We start from the raw sequence: 16,266 nt of genomic DNA, 5'->3' as shown, positions 1-16,266 counted from the left end.
GTTCGCAAAACCCCTGGGTCAGTTCGCCGCCGCGGTCTGCGCGGCGCCGATGGATGCGGTGACATTGGTGACGAGCGACTTGACCGATTGGGCCGTCGCGTCGAAGACGGGTGCGGGATAGACGCCGAAGAAGATGACCAGCACGACCAGCGGATAGATGATCGCCTTCTCGCGGGTCGACAGATCGAGCAGTCCCTTCAGGCTGTCCTTGGTCAGTGCGCCGAAGATCACCCGGCGATAGAGCCAAAGCGCGTAGGCGGCCGACAGGACAACGCCGGTGGCGGCGAAGAACGCCACCCAGGTGTTGACGCGGAACACGCCGAGCATGGTCAGGAACTCGCCGACAAAGCCTGAGGTGCCAGGCAGGCCGACATTGGCCATGGTGAAGATCATGAACACGGTGGCGTATTTCGGCATGTTGTTGACGAGGCCGCCATAGGCGGCGATCTCGCGGGTATGCATGCGGTCATAGATGACGCCGACGCACAGGAACAGCGCGCCCGAGACCAGGCCGTGGCTGAGCATCTGGAAGATCGCGCCCTGCACGCCTTCCTGGTTCATGGCGAAGATGCCCATGGTGACGAAGCCCATATGGGCGACCGAGGAATAGGCGATCAGCTTTTTCATGTCCTCCTGCATCAGCGCCACCAGCGAGGTGTAGATGATGGCGACGACCGACAGCGTGAACACCAGCGGCGCGAACATCTCGGACGCCAGCGGGAACATCGGCAGGGAGAAGCGCAGGAAGCCGTACCCGCCCATTTTCAGCAGGATGGCGGCCAGGATGACCGAGCCTGCCGTTGGCGCCTCGACATGCGCGTCGGGCAGCCAGGTATGTACCGGCCACATCGGCATCTTCACCGCGAAGGAGGCGAAGAAGGCGAGCCACAACCAGGTCTGCATGTTGGCCGGGAAGTTGTGCGTCAAAAGCGTCGGGATGTCGGTGGTGCCGGACTGGAAGAACATCGCCATGATGGCGAGCAGCATCAGCACCGAGCCGGCCAGCGTATAGAGGAAGAATTTGAACGAGGCGTAGACGCGCCGCTTGCCGCCCCACACGCCGATGATGATGAACATCGGGATCAGGCCTGCTTCGAAGAAGACGTAGAACAGCACGATGTCCAACGCACAGAACACGCCGATCATCAGCGTTTCCAGAAGCAGGAAGGCGATCATGTAGGCCTTGACGCGCTTCTCGATCGCTTCCCACGACGCCAGGATGCAAAGCGGCATCAGGAAGGTCGTCAGGATGACGAACAGCATGGAAATGCCGTCGACGCCCAAATGATAGGAAATGCCGGAGTCGAGCCAGGCGACCTTTTCGACGAACTGGAAGCCGGCCTGCGAATTGTCGAAGCCGGTCCAGATCAACAGCGACACCAGGAAGGTGAATGCCGTGGTTATCAACGCAATGGCGCGGATGTTGCGGCGCGCGTTTTCGGTGTCATCGTTGATGAACAGGATCAGCAGCACACCAACCAGCGGCAGGAAGGTGACCAGCGAGAGGATTGGCCAGGCGGTCATCAGAGCATCATCCAGGTGACGAGTGCGGCAACGCCGATCAGCATGGCGAAGGCATAGTGGTAGAGATAGCCGGTCTGCAGCTTGACGACGCGGTTGGTGACATCGACGACGCGCGCCGAAATGCCGTCCGGCCCGAGCCCATCGATGATGGTTCCGTCACCGGTCTTCCACAGGAAAGAACCGAGACGCTTGGCCGGCCGCACGAACAGGAAGTCGTAAAGCTCGTCGAAATACCACTTGTTGAGCAGGAAGGCGTAGAGCCCGCGATGCTGGGCAGCGAGATTCCTCGGCATTTCCGGCGACCGAATGTAGAACTGCCAGGCCACCGCGAGCCCGATCAGCATGGCGATGAAGGGCGAGAGCTCGACCCACAGTGGCAGTTCGTGAATCTCGTGCAGGATGTGGTTGTCCGCCAGCGTGAACAGTGACGCCTTCCAGAATTCGGCATAGCCCTCGCCGATGAAGGCACCGTGGAAGATGATGCCGGCAAACAAAGCGCCGGCCGCCAGGATGAACAGCGGCACCAGCATCACCGGCGGTGATTCATGGACGTGATGCATCACCTCGTGGCTCGCCCGTGGCTCGCCATGGAAGGTCATGAAGATCAGCCGCCAGGAGTAGAAGGAGGTGAAGCCGGCGGCGATGACCAGGGCCACGAAGGCCAGCCCCGCGACCGAATTGTGCCCGGCAAAGGCCGTCTCGATGATGGCGTCCTTGGAGAAGAAGCCGGCGGTGCCGATGACGGTCACAGGAATGCCGACGCCGGTCAGCGCCAGCGTGCCGATCACCATCATCCAGTAGGTGGTCGGGATCAGCTTCCTCAAGCCGCCCATCTTGCGCATGTCCTGTTCGTCGGAGACGGCATGGATGACCGAGCCCGAGCCGAGGAACAGCAGCGCCTTGAAGAAGGCGTGCGTGAACAGGTGGAAGATCGCCGCGCCATAGGCGCCGACGCCGAGCGCCACGAACATGTAGCCGAGCTGCGAGCAGGTCGAATAGGCGATGACGCGCTTGATGTCGTTCTGGACCAGGCCGACGGTCGCCGCGAAGAAGGCGGTGAAGGCACCGATGAAGGTCACCACCGTCAGCGCCGAATGCGACAATTCGAACAGCGGCGAAAGCCGCGCCAGCATGAACACGCCGGCGGTCACCATGGTGGCGGCATGGATGAGCGCCGACACCGGGGTCGGGCCTTCCATGGCGTCCGGCAGCCAGGTGTGCAGCGGCACCTGCGCCGACTTGCCCATGGCACCCATGAACAGCAGCAGGCAGACGACGGTCATCGCCGCCTGCTTGTCGAGCGCATGGCCGAGGAAGGTGAGCACGGCGGCACCCTGCGGCGCGCCTTCAGCAGGAATGAACGTCGCCGCATTGGCGAAGATCGTGCCGAGGTTGACCGAGCCGAACAGCACGAACAGGCCGAAAATGCCGAGCGCGAAGCCGAAATCGCCGACGCGGTTGACGACGAAAGCCTTGATGGCGGCGGCATTGGCCGACGGCTTCTTGTACCAGAAGCCGATCAGCAGGTAGGACGCCAGGCCCACCCCTTCCCAACCGAAGAACATCTGCACGAGGTTGTCGGCCGTCACCAGCATCAGCATGGCGAAGGTGAACAGCGACAGATAGGCGAAGAAGCGCGGCCGGTTCGGATCGTGGTGCATGTAGCCGATCGAATAGATGTGAACCAGCGCCGACACGGTGTTGACCACCACCAGCATCACCACTGTCAGCGTGTCGATCCGCAGCGCCCAGGAGACGTCCAGGCCGCCGGACTGGATCCAGTGCAGCACCGGCACGGTGAACACTTCGCCATGGCCGAAACCGACGCTGAAGAAGGCGACCCATGACAGCACGGCCGCGATCACCAGGAAGCCGGAGGTGATGTATTCGGATGCCTTGGCACCGAGCGACGTGCCGAACAGGCCGACGATCAGGAAGCCGAGCAGTGGAAGGAAGACGATGGCCTGATACATGGTGGTTCCGTCAACCCTTCATGGCGTTCACGTCTTCGACCGCGATCGAGCCGCGGTTGCGGAAGAAGACGACGAGAATGGCAAGTCCGATGGCGGCTTCAGCCGCCGCGACCGTCAGCACGAACAGCGCGAACACCTGGCCGACCAGATCGCCGAGCGCCGCTGAAAAGGCGACGAAGTTGATATTGACGGCGAGCAGGATCAATTCGATCGACATCAGGATGACGATGATGTTGCGGCGGTTGAGGAAGATGCCGAACACGCCGAGCGTGAACAGGATCGCCGATACGGCCAGATAGTGTGCAATGCCGACGACCATCTCAGACTCCTTCGCCCGACTTGACCTTGCGGATTTCCATGCCGGTCGCCGGCGTGCGGCCGACCTGGGCTGCGATCGACTGCCGCTTGACCCCTTCCTTGTGGCGTAGCGTCAGGACGATGGCACCGATCATGGCAACCAGCAGGATGAGGCCCGAAATCTGGAAGTAGTAGAGGTAGTCGGTATAGAGGATGTCGCCGAGCGCTGCCGTGTTCGAGCGCGCGGCGAGATCCGGAATGGGCTTTGCGACCGTCGAGGCGAGCTTCGGCGCGAAGGTGTAGCCGCCCAGCACGACGATCAGCTCCGCCGCCAGGATCAGCCCGACCATCGCACCGATCGGCGCGTATTGCAGGGCTCCTTCCTTCATCTCGGCGAAGTCGACGTCGAGCATCATGACGACGAACAGGAACAGCACCATGACGGCGCCGACATAGACGACGAGCAGGATCATCGCCAGGAACTCGGCGCCGGTCAGCATGAACAGACCGGCCGCGTTGAAGAAGGTCAGGATCAGGAACAGCACCGAATGCACGGGGTTGCGCGACGAAATGACCATGAACGCCGATGCCACCGCGACAAAGGCGAAGAGGTAGAAAAAGGCCGCCTCTAGTCCACTCAGCATTGGGGATCCCCCGGGTTCCTGTCGAAACAGGACAATCGTCCTGTTCGCTATCTCTGGCTTCGCACCGCTTCCGGCACCGAAGCCGCGTTGTCCTATCGCATGTTCCGATCGGGTTGAAATACCCGATCGAAAGAAACATGCGACACTTTTGTCTTCCGGAGGATGATCTTGTCCGAAAAGTCCGCAACTTTTCGGACAAGATCATCCTCTAGACGAGGCCCCTCGCCCCGTCCATGCGTCAAATGTCAGCGATAGGGCGCATCCAGCGAGATGTTGCGCGCCAGTTCGCGCTCCCACCGGTCGCCATTCGCCAGCAGCCTGTCCTTGTCATAGTAGAGTTCTTCGCGCGTCTCCGTCGCGAATTCGAAATTCGGCCCCTCGACGATGGCGTCGACCGGGCAGGCTTCCTGGCAGAAGCCGCAATAGATGCACTTCACCATGTCGATGTCGTAACGCACCGTGCGGCGCGTGCCGTCATTGCGGCGCGGGCCGGCCTCGATGGTGATCGCCTGCGCCGGGCAGATCGCCTCGCACAGCTTGCAGGCGATGCAGCGTTCCTCGCCGTTAGGATAGCGGCGCAGCGCATGCTCGCCCCGGAAGCGCGGGCTGATCGGCCCCTTCTCGTGCGGATAGTTGATCGTCTCCTTCGGCGCGAAGAACTGGCGCATCGACAGGAAGAAGGCGCTGACGAAATCCTGCAGCAGCAGCGATTTTGCGGCTTGAGACAAAGCGGACATCACGCAAACCCCGTGATCTTGAGGAAGGCCGCCGTGGCGACGACCATGAACAGCGAGATCGGCAGGAACACTTTCCAGCCCAGCCGCATCAGCTGGTCGTAGCGGTAGCGCGGCACGAAGGCCTTCACCATCGAGATGCCGAAGAACACGAAGCAAACCTTCAGCACGAACCAGATCACGCCGGGCACCCAGGTGAAAGGCGCGAAGTCGAAGGGCGGCAGCCAGCCGCCGAGGAACAGGATGGTGGCCAGCGCGCACATCAGCACGATGGCGACATATTCACCGAGGAAGAACAGCAGGAACGGCGTCGACGAATATTCGACCATGTGGCCGGCGACCAGCTCCGATTCGGCTTCGACCAGATCGAAGGGCGGACGGTTCGTCTCGGCCAGCGCCGAGATGAAGAAGATGATGAACATCGGGAACAGCGCCAGCCAGTTCCAGTCGAGGAACGTGTTGGGCAGGCCAAGCCGCGTACCGAGCCCACCCTGCTGCGACAGCACGATATCGCTGAGGTTGAGCGAGCCGGCGGTGAGCAGCACGGTGACGATGACGAAGCCGATCGAGACTTCATAGGACACCATCTGCGCGGCCGAGCGCAGCGCGCCGAGGAACGGATATTTCGAGTTGGACGCCCAGCCGCCCATGATCACGCCATAGACCTCCAGCGAGGAGATGGCGAAGACATAAAGGATGCCGACATTGACGTTGGCGATCGCCCAACCCTGGCTGACCGGAATGACCGCCCAGGCCGAGATCGCCAGCACGGCGGAGACCAGCGGCGCCAGCAGGAAGACGCCCTTATTGGCGCCGGACGGAATGACCGGTTCCTTGAAGACGAACTTCAACAGATCGGCGAAGGCCTGCAGCGTGCCCCAGGGGCCGACGACGTTCGGGCCACGGCGCAACTGCACGGCCGCCCAGATCTTGCGGTCGGCGTAGAGGATGTAGGCGACGAAGATCAGCAGCACGACGATCAGCACGACTGACTTCAGAAGGATCAGCAGCGCCGGCAGCACGTAGAAGGAGAAGAAGGTGTCCATGCTTATTCCGCCGCCTGCTTGAAGCCGCTCTTGGCCAGTGCCGAGCATTCCGCCATCACGGCCGATGCCCGCGCGATCGGGTTGGTCAGATAGAAATCCTTGACCGGCGAGGTGAAGGTGCCCTTGTTCAGCCGTCCGCCAAGCTTCGCGACCCTGGCGATGTCTTCGGCATTACCAGCCGCGACCTGGTCGATGCGGGCGAGATGTGGGTATTCGCCATAAAGCTTGGCACGCAGCTGCGGCAGCGAATCGAACGGCAGTTTCTTGCCCAGCACGTCGGACAGCGCCCGCAATATCGCCCAATCCTCGCGCGCATCGCCCGGCGCGAAGCCGGCGCGGTTGGTCTGCTGCACGCGCCCTTCCGTGTTGACATAGGTGCCGGACTTTTCGGTATAGGCCGCCGCCGGCAGGATGACATTGGCGCGGTGCGCGCCGGCGTCGCCATGCGTGCCGACATAGACGACGAAGGCGCCGCCGGTCTTGCTCATGTCGATCTCGTCGGCACCGAGCAGGAACAGCACATCCGTCTCGCCCAGCATGCCGGCAACGTTCTTGCCGCCCTCGCCGGGTACGAAGCCGAGGTCGAGGCCTCCGACGCGCGCCGCTGCAGTGTGCAGCACGGCAAAGCCGTTCCAGTCGGCGCGGGCAGCATTGACGGCAGCGGCGAGCCTGGCCGCCTGGCCGAGCACGGCCGCGCCATCGGCGCGCGCCAGGGCGCCCTGGCCGACGATGATCAGGGGGTGCGTCGCCTTCTTCAGCGTCTGGAAGAACTTGCCGTTGCCATCCGCCAGATCCTTCAGCGAGTCCGGCCCGGCACCCAGCTGTTCGTAGTCATAGCGCGTATCGCCGACATCGCCGATGACGCCGACCGGCAGATTGCCGAGACGCCAGCGCTTGCGGATGCGGGCATTGAGCACCGAAGCCTCGAAGCGCGGATTGGCGCCGACGATCAGCACCGCATCGGCCTGCTCAATGCCTTCGATGGTCGGGTTGAAGATATAGCTGGCGCGTCCGAGCGCCGGATCGAGCGCGGCGCCATCCTGGCGGCAATCGATGTTCTTCGAACCGAGCGAAGCCATCAAAAGCTTCAGCGCAAAGATTTCCTCGACCGCGGCTAGATCGCCCGCGATCGCGCCGATCTTCTCAGGCGTCGTCTTTGACACCACGTCCTTGATCGATGCGAACGCTTCGGCCCAGCTCGCCGGAACCAGCTTGCCGTCCTTGCGCACATAGGGGCGGTCGAGGCGCTGCGTGCGCAGGCCGTCCCAAATGAAGCGGGTCTTGTCGGAAATCCATTCCTCGTTCACGGCCTCGTTGACGCGCGGCAGGATGCGCATCACTTCGCGCCCACGGCTATCGACGCGGATCGCCGAGCCGACGGCATCCATGACGTCGATGGATTCGGTCTTGGTCAGCTCCCACGGCCGCGCCTGGAAGGCGAAAGGCTTCGAGGTCAGCGCGCCGACCGGGCAGAGATCGATGACATTGCCCTGCAGTTCCGAGGTCATTGCCTGCTCGAGATAGGTAGTGATCTCGGCATCCTCGCCGCGGCCGATCAGGCCAAGTTCGGAAATGCCGGCTACCTCGGTGGTGAAGCGGACGCAACGCGTGCAGTGGATGCAGCGGTTCATCACCGTCTTGACCAGCGGGCCGATATACTTGTCTTCCACCGCGCGCTTGTTCTCGTGGTAGCGCGAGGAATCGACGCCGAAGGCCATCGCCTGGTCCTGCAGGTCGCACTCGCCGCCCTGGTCGCAGATCGGGCAATCCAGCGGGTGGTTGATCAGCAGGAATTCCATCACGCCTTCCCGGGCCTTCTTGACCATGGGCGTGTTGGTGAAGATTTCCGGCGGCTCGCCGTTCGGACCGGGGCGCAGGTCGCGCACGCCCATGGCGCAGGAGGCCTGCGGCTTGGGCGGCCCGCCCTTCACCTCGATCAGGCACATGCGGCAATTGCCGGCGATCGACAGCCGCTCGTGGAAGCAGAAGCGCGGCACTTCCGCGCCCGCGTCCTCGGCCGCCTGCAGCAGCGTGTAATGGTCGGGTACAGTGATTTCTTTCCCGTCGACCTTGAGCTTTGCCATTCGTCTCAAACCCCTGCGGATTTCCCGCAATCTCATTTCCCGGGCGCGACAGAAGCAGCGCCCGACATTCCGTTTACTTCTTGGCGGCCAGCGCCGCGGCCTGGGCAGTCCAGCCGTCGCGGCCGATACGGCCGTTGAACGACAGATAATCGTCGACCCAGGCGATCTCTTGCGGCGACCATGCGGCGATCTGGGCGAACGTCCAGATACCGAGACCGTTCAGCACTTTTTCCAGCTTCGGACCGATGCCCGATATCGCCTTGAGGTCCGATGGTTTCGCCGGCTTCGCCATGGCCTTGGGCTGGCGGAAATCCTCGGGCAGCAGCACATCATCCGCGGCCTCGCTTGTTGCCGGAGCGGCACTTGCGGTCGGCGCGATGATGGCGTCCTCCCTGGCTGCGATATCGGTGACTTCCTGGGCGAAGGACTGCGCCTCGGCAATCATGGTCTTCGCCGTCGCCCGCGCCCTGGTGGACGACGAGTTCGCGTCCTCGAATTGCTCGACGCGTGCCTCGAAATCCTCGATCAGCGGTTGCATGAGGCGCTGTGACGCCTCGGCGGCTCCCGAAAGCGCGCCCATCCAGACGCCGAACGCATGATTGGCGAGCCCCATGCCAAGCGCCGACATCGCCACCGCACCCGCGACAGGGTGCGCGAAAAGGTTGACGGCGTTGGCCATCTCCTTCGGCAGCATCCTGGTCAGGTCTTGGTTCATCTTCTCGATCTGGTCCAAATTGGGCATCAATGGGTAGGGTGTCGAATACGGCGCCATAGAGTTCTCCTGGTCGATTCTTCGTTCGTCCCGCCCCGTTTTCTTCCCGAGTTCAAAAGTTTCTTTTTATTCCGCCGCCACCATCACCGGTTCGGCCCGGTGCGCGTTGCGCGAAAATTCGTCGATGCGCCGCTCCACCTCGCCGCGGAAATGCCGCATCAGACCCTGGATCGGCCATGCCGCGGCATCGCCCAGCGCGCAGATCGTGTGGCCCTCGACCTGCTTGGTGACGTCGAGCAGCATGTCGATCTCGCGCTTCTGCGCCTCGCCGCGCACCAGCCGCTCCATCACCCGCCACATCCAGCCGGTGCCTTCGCGGCACGGCGTACACTGGCCGCAGCTTTCATGCTTGTAGAAGTAGGAAAGCCGCGCGATCGCCTTCACGACATCGGTCGACTTGTCCATGACGATGACGGCCGCCGTGCCGAGGCCGGATTTGAGATCGCGCAACGCGTCGAAATCCATCGGCGTGTCGATGATCTGCTCCGCCGGCACCAGCGGCACCGAGGCGCCGCCCGGAATGACCGCGAGCAGATTGTCCCAGCCGCCGCGGATGCCGCCGCAATGCGTCTCGATCAGTTCGCGGAACGGGATCGACATCGCTTCTTCGACGGTGCACGGATTGTTGACGTGGCCGGAGACGCAGAACAGCTTGGTACCGACATTGTTGGGCCGGCCGAAGGACGAGAACCACGCAGCCCCGCGGCGCAGGATGGTCGGCGCCACCGCGATCGATTCCACATTGTTGACCGTCGTGGGGCAACCATAAAGGCCGACATTGGCCGGGAATGGCGGCTTCAGCCGGGGCTGGCCCTTCTTGCCTTCGAGGCTTTCCAGCAGCGCCGTTTCCTCGCCGCAGATATAGGCGCCGGCGCCGTGATGCATATAGATTTCGAAATCGTAGCCCGAGGTATTGTTCTTGCCGATCAGCTTGGCCTCGTAGGCCTCCTCGATCGCCCGCTGGAGCGCCTCGCGCTCGCGGATGAATTCGCCGCGTACATAGATGTAGGCGGCAATCGCGCCCATGGCGAAGCCGGCCAGGAACGCGCCTTCGACCAGCGTGTGCGGGTCGTTGCGCAGGATATCGCGGTCCTTGCAGGTGCCGGGCTCGGATTCGTCGGCGTTGATGACGAGATAGCTCGGCCGGCCGTCGCTCTGCTTGGGCATGAACGACCATTTCAGCCCGGTCGGAAAGCCGGCCCCGCCGCGTCCGCGCAGGCCCGACGCCTTCATCTCGTTGACGATCCACTCACGCCCCTTGGCGACGATGCCGGGCGTGTTGTCCCAGGCGCCGCGCGCCATGGCACCGGCCAGCGACTTGTCGAAGAGGCCGTAGATATTGGTGAAGATGCGGTCTTTGTCCTGAAGCATTTTTCGTCCCTCAGACCGGCTTCTTGCCGAAGACGCGGATGTATTCGGCGACGCCGCCCTTGGCGAGCGCCTTGGCTTGGCGGACCCAGTCGTCGCGGTCGATGCGGCCCTGGAAGGAGAGGTAGCCGTCGACCCACTCTCGTTCGGCCTTTTTCCACGACGCGACCTGCGCGAAGGTGAAGATGCCAAGCGAATGCAGGATACCCTCGATCTTCGGGCCGACGCCGGAGATCAGCTTGAGATCGTCGACCGCGGCCGGCCTGTCGATACCGGCCGGACGGTTCTTGTCCTCCAGAGATGGTTTTGCCGGCTTTGCGGCTGGCACCTTGGCTTCCGGCGCCTTGAAGGCCGATGCCGGTTCGGCCCTGACCGTCGGTCCACTGCGCTGCTTGGAGACCTTCTCCACTTCCGGCGCCGCTTTGTTGGCATTGGCGGCCGAATGCAGCGGCGCAGAAACGCTCGCCGCCTTCTCCGTCGCCGGCGCCACCTTGGCCTTTGAAGGCGTCTTCAACGCCGGGCTGGTCTCAGGCGCGTCGGTCTTCGGCTTGCTGGCATTGGACGGCGCGACAGGGGCGGCAGGAGCACCAGCCGCCGGTGGCGGCACCGGCGCCGCGATGATCGCGCCGGGTGCTGCCTTGGCGGCCTTGGCTGCTTCCCGGGCCTCCCGGTCACGGGTCGACTTGAGGATCGCCTTTTCGCTCTTCAGCGTCGTCAAACCGGAGGCCGGCTCCGAGCCTGTACGGCCATTCTGCGGCCCGGGCGCCACCGAGGCCCCCTTGCCGGCATCATAGAGATCGATGATTTCGGCCAGGCGCTCGGGTGTCAGATCCTCGAACGTGTCCTTGAACACCATGACCATCGGCGCGTTGACGCAGGCGCCGAGGCACTCCACCTCCTCCCACGACAAGGTGCCCTTGTCATTGGTGTGGAACTGGTCGTGGTGGATTTTCGAGCGGCACACATCCATCAGCGCTTCCGAGCCGCGCAGCATGCACGGCGTGGTGCCGCAAACCTGGATGTGCGCGCGGGTACCAACGGGATTCAACTGATACTGCGTGTAGAAGGTCGCGACCTCGAGCCCGCGAATACGGGGCATGTCGAGCATGTCGGAGATGGTCTCGATCGCCGCCTTGGTGACCCAGCCTTCCTGCTCCTGCGCCAGCATCAAAAGCGGAATGATCGCCGACTGCTCGCGGCCCTTGGGATACTTCTTGATCCATTGCTTGGCAGCCGCCGCGTTCGCCCGGTTGAAGGCGAAGGAGGCTGGCTGGACGCTGGCTTCTGCGAGACGGCGGACTGACATTTAGCGATCGACCTCACCAAACACGATGTCGAGGGAGCCAAGAACGGCGGTGACGTCGGCCAGCAGGTGGCCGCGGCAGAGGAAATCCATGGCTTGCAGATGCGCGAAACCAGGTGCGCGCAGCTTGCAGCGGTAGGGCTTGTTGGTACCGTCGGAGACCAGATAGACGCCGAACTCGCCCTTCGGCGCCTCGACCGCCGCATAGACCTCGCCGGCCGGCACGCGATAGCCTTCGGTGTAGAGCTTGAAGTGATGGATCAGCGCTTCCATCGAGCGCTTCATCGCCGCGCGCTTGGGCGGCACCACCTTGCCGTCGAGGTTCGACACCGGACCGGTGCTCTCCTTGCCGAGCAGCAGGTCGACGCATTGGCGCATGATCCGCGCCGACTGGCGCATTTCTTCCATGCGCAGGAGATAACGGTCGAAGCAGTCGCCGTTCTTGCCGATCGGGATGTCGAAATCCATTTCCGAATAGCATTCATAGGGCTGCGACTTGCGCAGGTCCCAAGGCGAACCCGAGCCGCGCACCATGACGCCCGAAAAGCCCCAGGCCCAGGCGTCGGCCAGCGAAACGATGCCGATATCGACATTGCGCTGCTTGAAGATGCGGTTGCCGGTGAGCAGCTTGTCGAGATCGTCGAGCGATTTCAGGAACGGGTCGATCCACTTGCCGATGTCCTCGACCAGTTGGCGCGGCAGGTCCTGGTGGACGCCGCCGGGACGGAAATAGGCCGCATGCATGCGCGAGCCGGAGGCCCGCTCATAAAACACCATCAGCTTTTCGCGCTCGACGAAACCCCACAGCGGCGGCGTCAGCGCACCGACGTCCATCGCCTGCGTCGTCACATTGAGGATGTGCGACATGATGCGGCCGATTTCGCAATAGAGCACGCGGATCAGTTGGCCGCGCCTCGGCACCTCGATGCCGAGCAGGCGCTCGGCGGCGAGCGCGAAGGCATGCTCCTGGTTCATCGGGGCGCAATAGTCGAGCCGGTCGAGATAAGGCACCGCCTGCAGATAGGTCTTGGCCTCGATCAGCTTTTCCGTACCACGATGCAGCAGGCCGATATGCGGATCGACGCGATCGACGACTTCGCCGTCAAGCTCCAACACGAGGCGCAAAACGCCATGCGCGGCAGGATGCTGCGGACCGAAATTGATATTGAAGTTGCGGACGGAGGTTTCAGCCATTTACTGCTTTGCCTTCTCATCCCCGGGCAGCACGTAATCCGTGCCTTCCCAAGGGGAAAGAAAATCGAAATTGCGGAATTCCTGCTTCAATTCCACAGGCTCGTAGATGACGCGCTTGGCTTCGTCGTCGTAGCGCACTTCGACGAAACCGGTCAGCGGGAAATCCTTGCGCAGCGGATGGCCTTCGAACCCGTAATCGGTCAGCAGGCGGCGCAGGTCCGGGTGGCCCGAAAACAGCACGCCATAGAGATCGTAGGTCTCGCGCTCGAACCAGTCGGCGCCGGGATAAACGCCGGTGATCGACGGCACCATCGTCTCTTCGTCGGCCTGCACCTTGACCCGGATGCGGACATTCTGTTTCGGCGACAGCAGATGGTAGACGACGTCGAAGCGCTTGGCTCGCGACGGATAGTCGGCACCGCAGACATCGATGATCGAGATGAACTGGCAGCGCGCATCGTCGCGCAGGAAGGTCATCACTTCGACCAGGTCGCGCGGCTCGACATTGATGGAGAGCTCGCCATAGGCGAGCACCGCGTCATTGACGCGGCCGATCAGCTTCTCGCCGAGATAGGTCGACAGTTCGCTAAGGGATGCGGCCATGGATTTACCGTTCGATCGTGCCGGTGCGGCGGATCTTCTTCTGCAGCAGAAGAATGCCGTAGAGCAGGGCTTCGGCGCTCGGCGGGCAGCCGGGCACATAGATGTCGACCGGCACGACCCGGTCGCAGCCGCGCACCACCGAATAGGAATAGTGGTAGTAGCCGCCGCCATTGGCGCAGGAGCCCATCGAGATGACGTAGCGCGGCTCCGGCATCTGGTCGTAGACCTTGCGCAACGCCGGCGCCATCTTGTTGGTCAACGTGCCGGCCACGATCATGATGTCTGACTGGCGCGGAGACGCGCGCGGCGCGACACCGAAGCGCTCCGAATCGTAGCGCGGCATCGAGGTGTGGATCATCTCGACCGCGCAGCACGCCAGACCGAAGGTCATGAACATCAGCGAACCGCTGCGCGCCCAGGTGATCAGCGCCTCGGTCGAGGTGACCAGAAAACCCTTGTCGGCAAGCTCGTTGTTGATTTCGAGGAAGAAGGGATCGTCCTCCCCCACCGGCTTGCCGGTGTTGGGATCGATGATACCCTTGGGCTTCGGCGCGACGAGGGTGCCTGAACTGTCGTTCAATCCCATTCCAGCGCTCCTTTTTTCCATTCATAGGCAAAGCCGATGGTCAGCACTGCCAAAAACACCATCATTGACCAGAAACCGAGCATGCCAATCTTCGAGAAGGACACCGCCCAGGGGAAGAGGAAGGCTACTTCCAGGTCGAAGATGATGAACAGGATCGACACCAGGTAGAAGCGGATGTCGAATTTCATGCGGGCATCGTCGAACGAGTTGAATCCGCATTCATAGGCGGACAGCTTCTCGGGATCCGGGTTGCGGTAGGCTACCAGGAAGGGCGCGGCCAGCAGCGCCAGACCGACCACCAGCGCCACGCCGATAAACAGGACGATGGGCAGGTACGAACTGAGGAGTGCGTTCATGCAGCGGCTTTCCGTTGGCGCCAATCCACGTTGATTACAGCACCGGACCTTAATGCGGAAGCGTGACAGTTTAACCGCTGAACCGTTTTAAGGAGCCTATGCTGCAACGCGGCGAGGGTTAGCGCAGCACTTCCAGCGAAGCAAGTCAAACCTTGTTCAAAACACCGAGCTGGACGGCAATCCGGGAGAAACTGGTCCCATACGCTCCTGTTTGATTTCCTTCGCCATTTACTCCACTTTTCTCTCCTGACAGGGTTGCCGCCAAAACCCTGCTAGCATGGGCTGGAATCACGCCTCGCAACGACGCCAGACAGGTCCATCAGGGACGCATCCGCATGAAGGAAAAGATCTCGCTTGCCGCCGCCCGGCGTATCGCGCTCGCCGCTCAGGGGTTTCTCGATCCCCGCCCCGCCGGTACGCCCGACCGCCGCCACTTCGCCCGCGTTCTGTCCCGCACCGGCCTGCTGCAGATCGATTCCGTCAGTGCGGTGGTTCGCGCCCATTACATGCCGCTCTATTCGCGTCTTGGTCCCTATCCCCTCGCTTTGCTCGACAACGCCGCCGTGACCCGCAAGCGCTCGGTCTTCGAATACTGGGCACATGAGGCCTCGTTCCTGCCGGTCGAGACCTACCCGCTGATGCGCTGGCGCATGCGGCGCGCCGAGCAAGGCGATGAAATGTATCTGGGGCTGGCCAAATGGGGCCGCGAGCACGCCGCCTACATAGAAGAGATCTACCGCGAGGTCGTCGCACGCGGCCCGGTCGCCGCTTCCGCGCTGGAGGGCCAGAAAGGCTCCGGCGGCTGGTGGGGCTGGAGCCACGCCAAGCACGCCTTCGAGTGGCTGTTCTGGGCCGGGCGCATCACCACGGCGCACCGGCGCGGCTTCGAGCGCTTCTACGACCTGCCAGAGCGGGTGCTGCCGCAGGCGATCCTCGATACGCCGGTGCCCGCAACTGAAGACGCGCATCGTGAATTGCTGCGCATCTCCGCCCGCGCCCACGGCATCGCGACATCGGGCGACCTGCGCGACTATTTTCGACTCTCCCCCGCCGACATGAAAGGCCGGCTGGAGGAACTGGTCGAACTCGGCGAGTTGCTGCCGGTCCGCGTCGAGGGCTGGGACAAGCCGGCTTACCTCTATAGGGACGCGCGTTTGCCACGCAAGATCGAGGCCCGCGCCCTGCTGGCGCCGTTCGACCCCGTTGTCTTCGAGCGCTCGCGCTCAGAGCGGCTGTTCAATTTTCACTACCGGATCGAGATCTACACCCCGGCCGACAAGCGCCAATACGGCTATTACGTCCTGCCCTTCCTGCTCGGCGACAGGATCGTGGCGCGCGTCGACCTCAAGGCAGACCGACCGGCAAGTGTACTGCGTGTCCATGCTGCTTACGCCGAGCCCGGCGCATCGCCCGGAACCGCCGCTCAGCTCTTCGAGGAATTGAAGCAGATGCAGGGCTGGCTTGGCCTCGAACGCATCGAAGTGACGCCTGCCGGCGATCTGGGCCCGGCGCTGTCCGACACCGCGGTGTCGTAAGCTCGCGTTGACACCGCTGCCCGCAAGAGCCTAAATCGGATCCAGACGGTCTCCTCTCGGCAAAGGGAGGAGCCAAGAGGGAATGCGGTGCGGGATTGAAAAATCCCAAATCCGCGGCTGTCCCCGCAACTGTGAGCGAAGAGCCAAGGCCGAAAGCCACTGGGATTGTCCCGGGAAGGCGGCTACCCAAGGCGATGACCCGCGAGCCAGGAGACCTGCCGTCTGGAATGCAAGTATCCGATCGCCC

The 16,266-nt window shown here is 63.0% G+C and carries 15 protein-coding genes and 1 riboswitch; of the genes, 1 reads left to right on the top strand and 14 read right to left on the bottom strand.

Translation table 11 applies throughout. From position 1 onward, the window contains the following. Window positions 1-18 precede the first annotated feature (18 nt). The 14 genes from O7A70_RS18605 to O7A70_RS18540 form a co-directional block, all read right to left on the bottom strand. Window positions 19-1,524: an NADH-quinone oxidoreductase subunit M gene (locus O7A70_RS18605; protein WP_337141687.1), complete on the bottom strand. Its 1,506-nt coding sequence runs from the start codon at window positions 1,522-1,524 to the stop codon at window positions 19-21. Beyond that, a complete protein-coding gene (gene nuoL / locus O7A70_RS18600) occupies window positions 1,524-3,497 on the bottom strand; it encodes an NADH-quinone oxidoreductase subunit L (protein ID WP_140502567.1) in 1,974 nt (657 codons plus the stop codon). Before nuoL ends, O7A70_RS18605 begins: the two co-directional genes overlap by 1 nt. A gap of 10 nt (window positions 3,498-3,507) precedes the next feature. Beyond that, entirely contained in the window at window positions 3,508-3,816 is a 309-nt protein-coding gene (nuoK, locus tag O7A70_RS18595; protein WP_027145288.1) for an NADH-quinone oxidoreductase subunit NuoK, read from the bottom strand. A gap of 1 nt (window position 3,817) precedes the next feature. After that, complete coding sequence (locus tag O7A70_RS18590) at window positions 3,818-4,438, bottom strand: NADH-quinone oxidoreductase subunit J (protein ID WP_027145289.1); 621 nt, start codon at window positions 4,436-4,438, stop codon at window positions 3,818-3,820. Window positions 4,439-4,683: 245 nt separating this feature from the next. Next, window positions 4,684-5,175, bottom strand: a complete 492-nt coding sequence (gene nuoI, locus O7A70_RS18585; protein ID WP_027025978.1) for an NADH-quinone oxidoreductase subunit NuoI — start codon at window positions 5,173-5,175, stop codon at window positions 4,684-4,686. Then, window positions 5,175-6,218 (bottom strand): NADH-quinone oxidoreductase subunit NuoH, encoded by a 1,044-nt coding sequence (gene nuoH, locus O7A70_RS18580; protein WP_023763315.1) that lies wholly within the window; start codon window positions 6,216-6,218, stop codon window positions 5,175-5,177. The genes nuoI and nuoH overlap by 1 nt, the downstream gene beginning before the upstream one ends. A 2-nt stretch (window positions 6,219-6,220) precedes the next feature. Then, window positions 6,221-8,302, bottom strand: a complete 2,082-nt coding sequence (nuoG, locus tag O7A70_RS18575) for an NADH-quinone oxidoreductase subunit NuoG (protein WP_337141686.1) — start codon at window positions 8,300-8,302, stop codon at window positions 6,221-6,223. Window positions 8,303-8,375: 73 nt separating this feature from the next. Then, entirely contained in the window at window positions 8,376-9,074 is a 699-nt protein-coding gene (locus O7A70_RS18570) for an NADH-ubiquinone dehydrogenase (protein ID WP_337141685.1), read from the bottom strand. Window positions 9,075-9,140: 66 nt separating this feature from the next. Further along, on the bottom strand, window positions 9,141-10,445 hold the full coding sequence (gene nuoF / locus O7A70_RS18565; RefSeq protein WP_015317342.1) for an NADH-quinone oxidoreductase subunit NuoF: 1,305 nt from the start codon (window positions 10,443-10,445) through the stop codon (window positions 9,141-9,143). Between the two features lie 10 nt (window positions 10,446-10,455). After that, on the bottom strand, window positions 10,456-11,748 hold the full coding sequence (locus tag O7A70_RS18560) for an NADH-quinone oxidoreductase subunit E (RefSeq protein ID WP_337141684.1): 1,293 nt from the start codon (window positions 11,746-11,748) through the stop codon (window positions 10,456-10,458). Next, the gene (locus O7A70_RS18555; RefSeq protein ID WP_027145294.1) at window positions 11,749-12,939 is read right to left on the bottom strand and encodes an NADH-quinone oxidoreductase subunit D; all 1,191 of its coding nucleotides are present in this window, start codon (window positions 12,937-12,939) and stop codon (window positions 11,749-11,751) included. Next, window positions 12,940-13,542 (bottom strand): NADH-quinone oxidoreductase subunit C, encoded by a 603-nt coding sequence (locus O7A70_RS18550; RefSeq protein WP_027145295.1) that lies wholly within the window; start codon window positions 13,540-13,542, stop codon window positions 12,940-12,942. Between the two features lie 4 nt (window positions 13,543-13,546). Continuing rightward, window positions 13,547-14,128: a NuoB/complex I 20 kDa subunit family protein gene (locus O7A70_RS18545; RefSeq protein ID WP_027145296.1), complete on the bottom strand. Its 582-nt coding sequence runs from the start codon at window positions 14,126-14,128 to the stop codon at window positions 13,547-13,549. After that, window positions 14,119-14,484: an NADH-quinone oxidoreductase subunit A gene (locus O7A70_RS18540; protein WP_010910112.1), complete on the bottom strand. Its 366-nt coding sequence runs from the start codon at window positions 14,482-14,484 to the stop codon at window positions 14,119-14,121. Before O7A70_RS18540 ends, O7A70_RS18545 begins: the two co-directional genes overlap by 10 nt. Window positions 14,485-14,819: 335 nt before the next feature. On the opposite strand from O7A70_RS18540, the gene O7A70_RS18535 reads away from it, so the two are divergent. Continuing rightward, window positions 14,820-16,019, top strand: coding sequence for a winged helix-turn-helix domain-containing protein (locus tag O7A70_RS18535; RefSeq protein ID WP_337141683.1), 1,200 nt, complete (start codon window positions 14,820-14,822; stop codon window positions 16,017-16,019). Window positions 16,020-16,048: 29 nt separating this feature from the next. Next, window positions 16,049-16,256, top strand: a riboswitch (cobalamin riboswitch). Window positions 16,257-16,266 lie beyond the last annotated feature (10 nt).

The organism is Mesorhizobium sp. Cs1299R1N1, assembly GCF_037179655.1.
Lineage (GTDB): Bacteria > Pseudomonadota > Alphaproteobacteria > Rhizobiales > Rhizobiaceae > Mesorhizobium > Mesorhizobium salmacidum.
This window is presented reverse-complemented; position numbering and strand designations above follow the sequence as displayed.

Bases quoted from the DNA above. Each gene is read 5' to 3' on its own strand.
- O7A70_RS18605 (WP_337141687.1), bottom strand. From the start codon at position 1,524: ATGACCGCCTGGCCAATCCTCTCGCTGGTCACCTTCCTGCCGCTGGTT.
- nuoL (WP_140502567.1), bottom strand. From the start codon at position 3,497: ATGTATCAGGCCATCGTCTTCCTTCCACTGCTCGGCTTCCTGATCGTC.
- nuoK (WP_027145288.1), bottom strand. From the start codon at position 3,816: ATGGTCGTCGGCATTGCACACTATCTGGCCGTATCGGCGATCCTGTTC.
- O7A70_RS18590 (WP_027145289.1), bottom strand. From the start codon at position 4,438: ATGCTGAGTGGACTAGAGGCGGCCTTTTTCTACCTCTTCGCCTTTGTC.
- nuoI (WP_027025978.1), bottom strand. From the start codon at position 5,175: ATGTCCGCTTTGTCTCAAGCCGCAAAATCGCTGCTGCTGCAGGATTTC.
- nuoH (WP_023763315.1), bottom strand. From the start codon at position 6,218: ATGGACACCTTCTTCTCCTTCTACGTGCTGCCGGCGCTGCTGATCCTT.
- nuoG (WP_337141686.1), bottom strand. From the start codon at position 8,302: ATGGCAAAGCTCAAGGTCGACGGGAAAGAAATCACTGTACCCGACCAT.
- O7A70_RS18570 (WP_337141685.1), bottom strand. From the start codon at position 9,074: ATGGCGCCGTATTCGACACCCTACCCATTGATGCCCAATTTGGACCAG.
- nuoF (WP_015317342.1), bottom strand. From the start codon at position 10,445: ATGCTTCAGGACAAAGACCGCATCTTCACCAATATCTACGGCCTCTTC.
- O7A70_RS18560 (WP_337141684.1), bottom strand. From the start codon at position 11,748: ATGTCAGTCCGCCGTCTCGCAGAAGCCAGCGTCCAGCCAGCCTCCTTC.
- O7A70_RS18555 (WP_027145294.1), bottom strand. From the start codon at position 12,939: ATGGCTGAAACCTCCGTCCGCAACTTCAATATCAATTTCGGTCCGCAG.
- O7A70_RS18550 (WP_027145295.1), bottom strand. From the start codon at position 13,542: ATGGCCGCATCCCTTAGCGAACTGTCGACCTATCTCGGCGAGAAGCTG.
- O7A70_RS18545 (WP_027145296.1), bottom strand. From the start codon at position 14,128: ATGGGATTGAACGACAGTTCAGGCACCCTCGTCGCGCCGAAGCCCAAG.
- O7A70_RS18540 (WP_010910112.1), bottom strand. From the start codon at position 14,484: ATGAACGCACTCCTCAGTTCGTACCTGCCCATCGTCCTGTTTATCGGC.
- O7A70_RS18535 (WP_337141683.1), top strand. From the start codon at position 14,820: ATGAAGGAAAAGATCTCGCTTGCCGCCGCCCGGCGTATCGCGCTCGCC.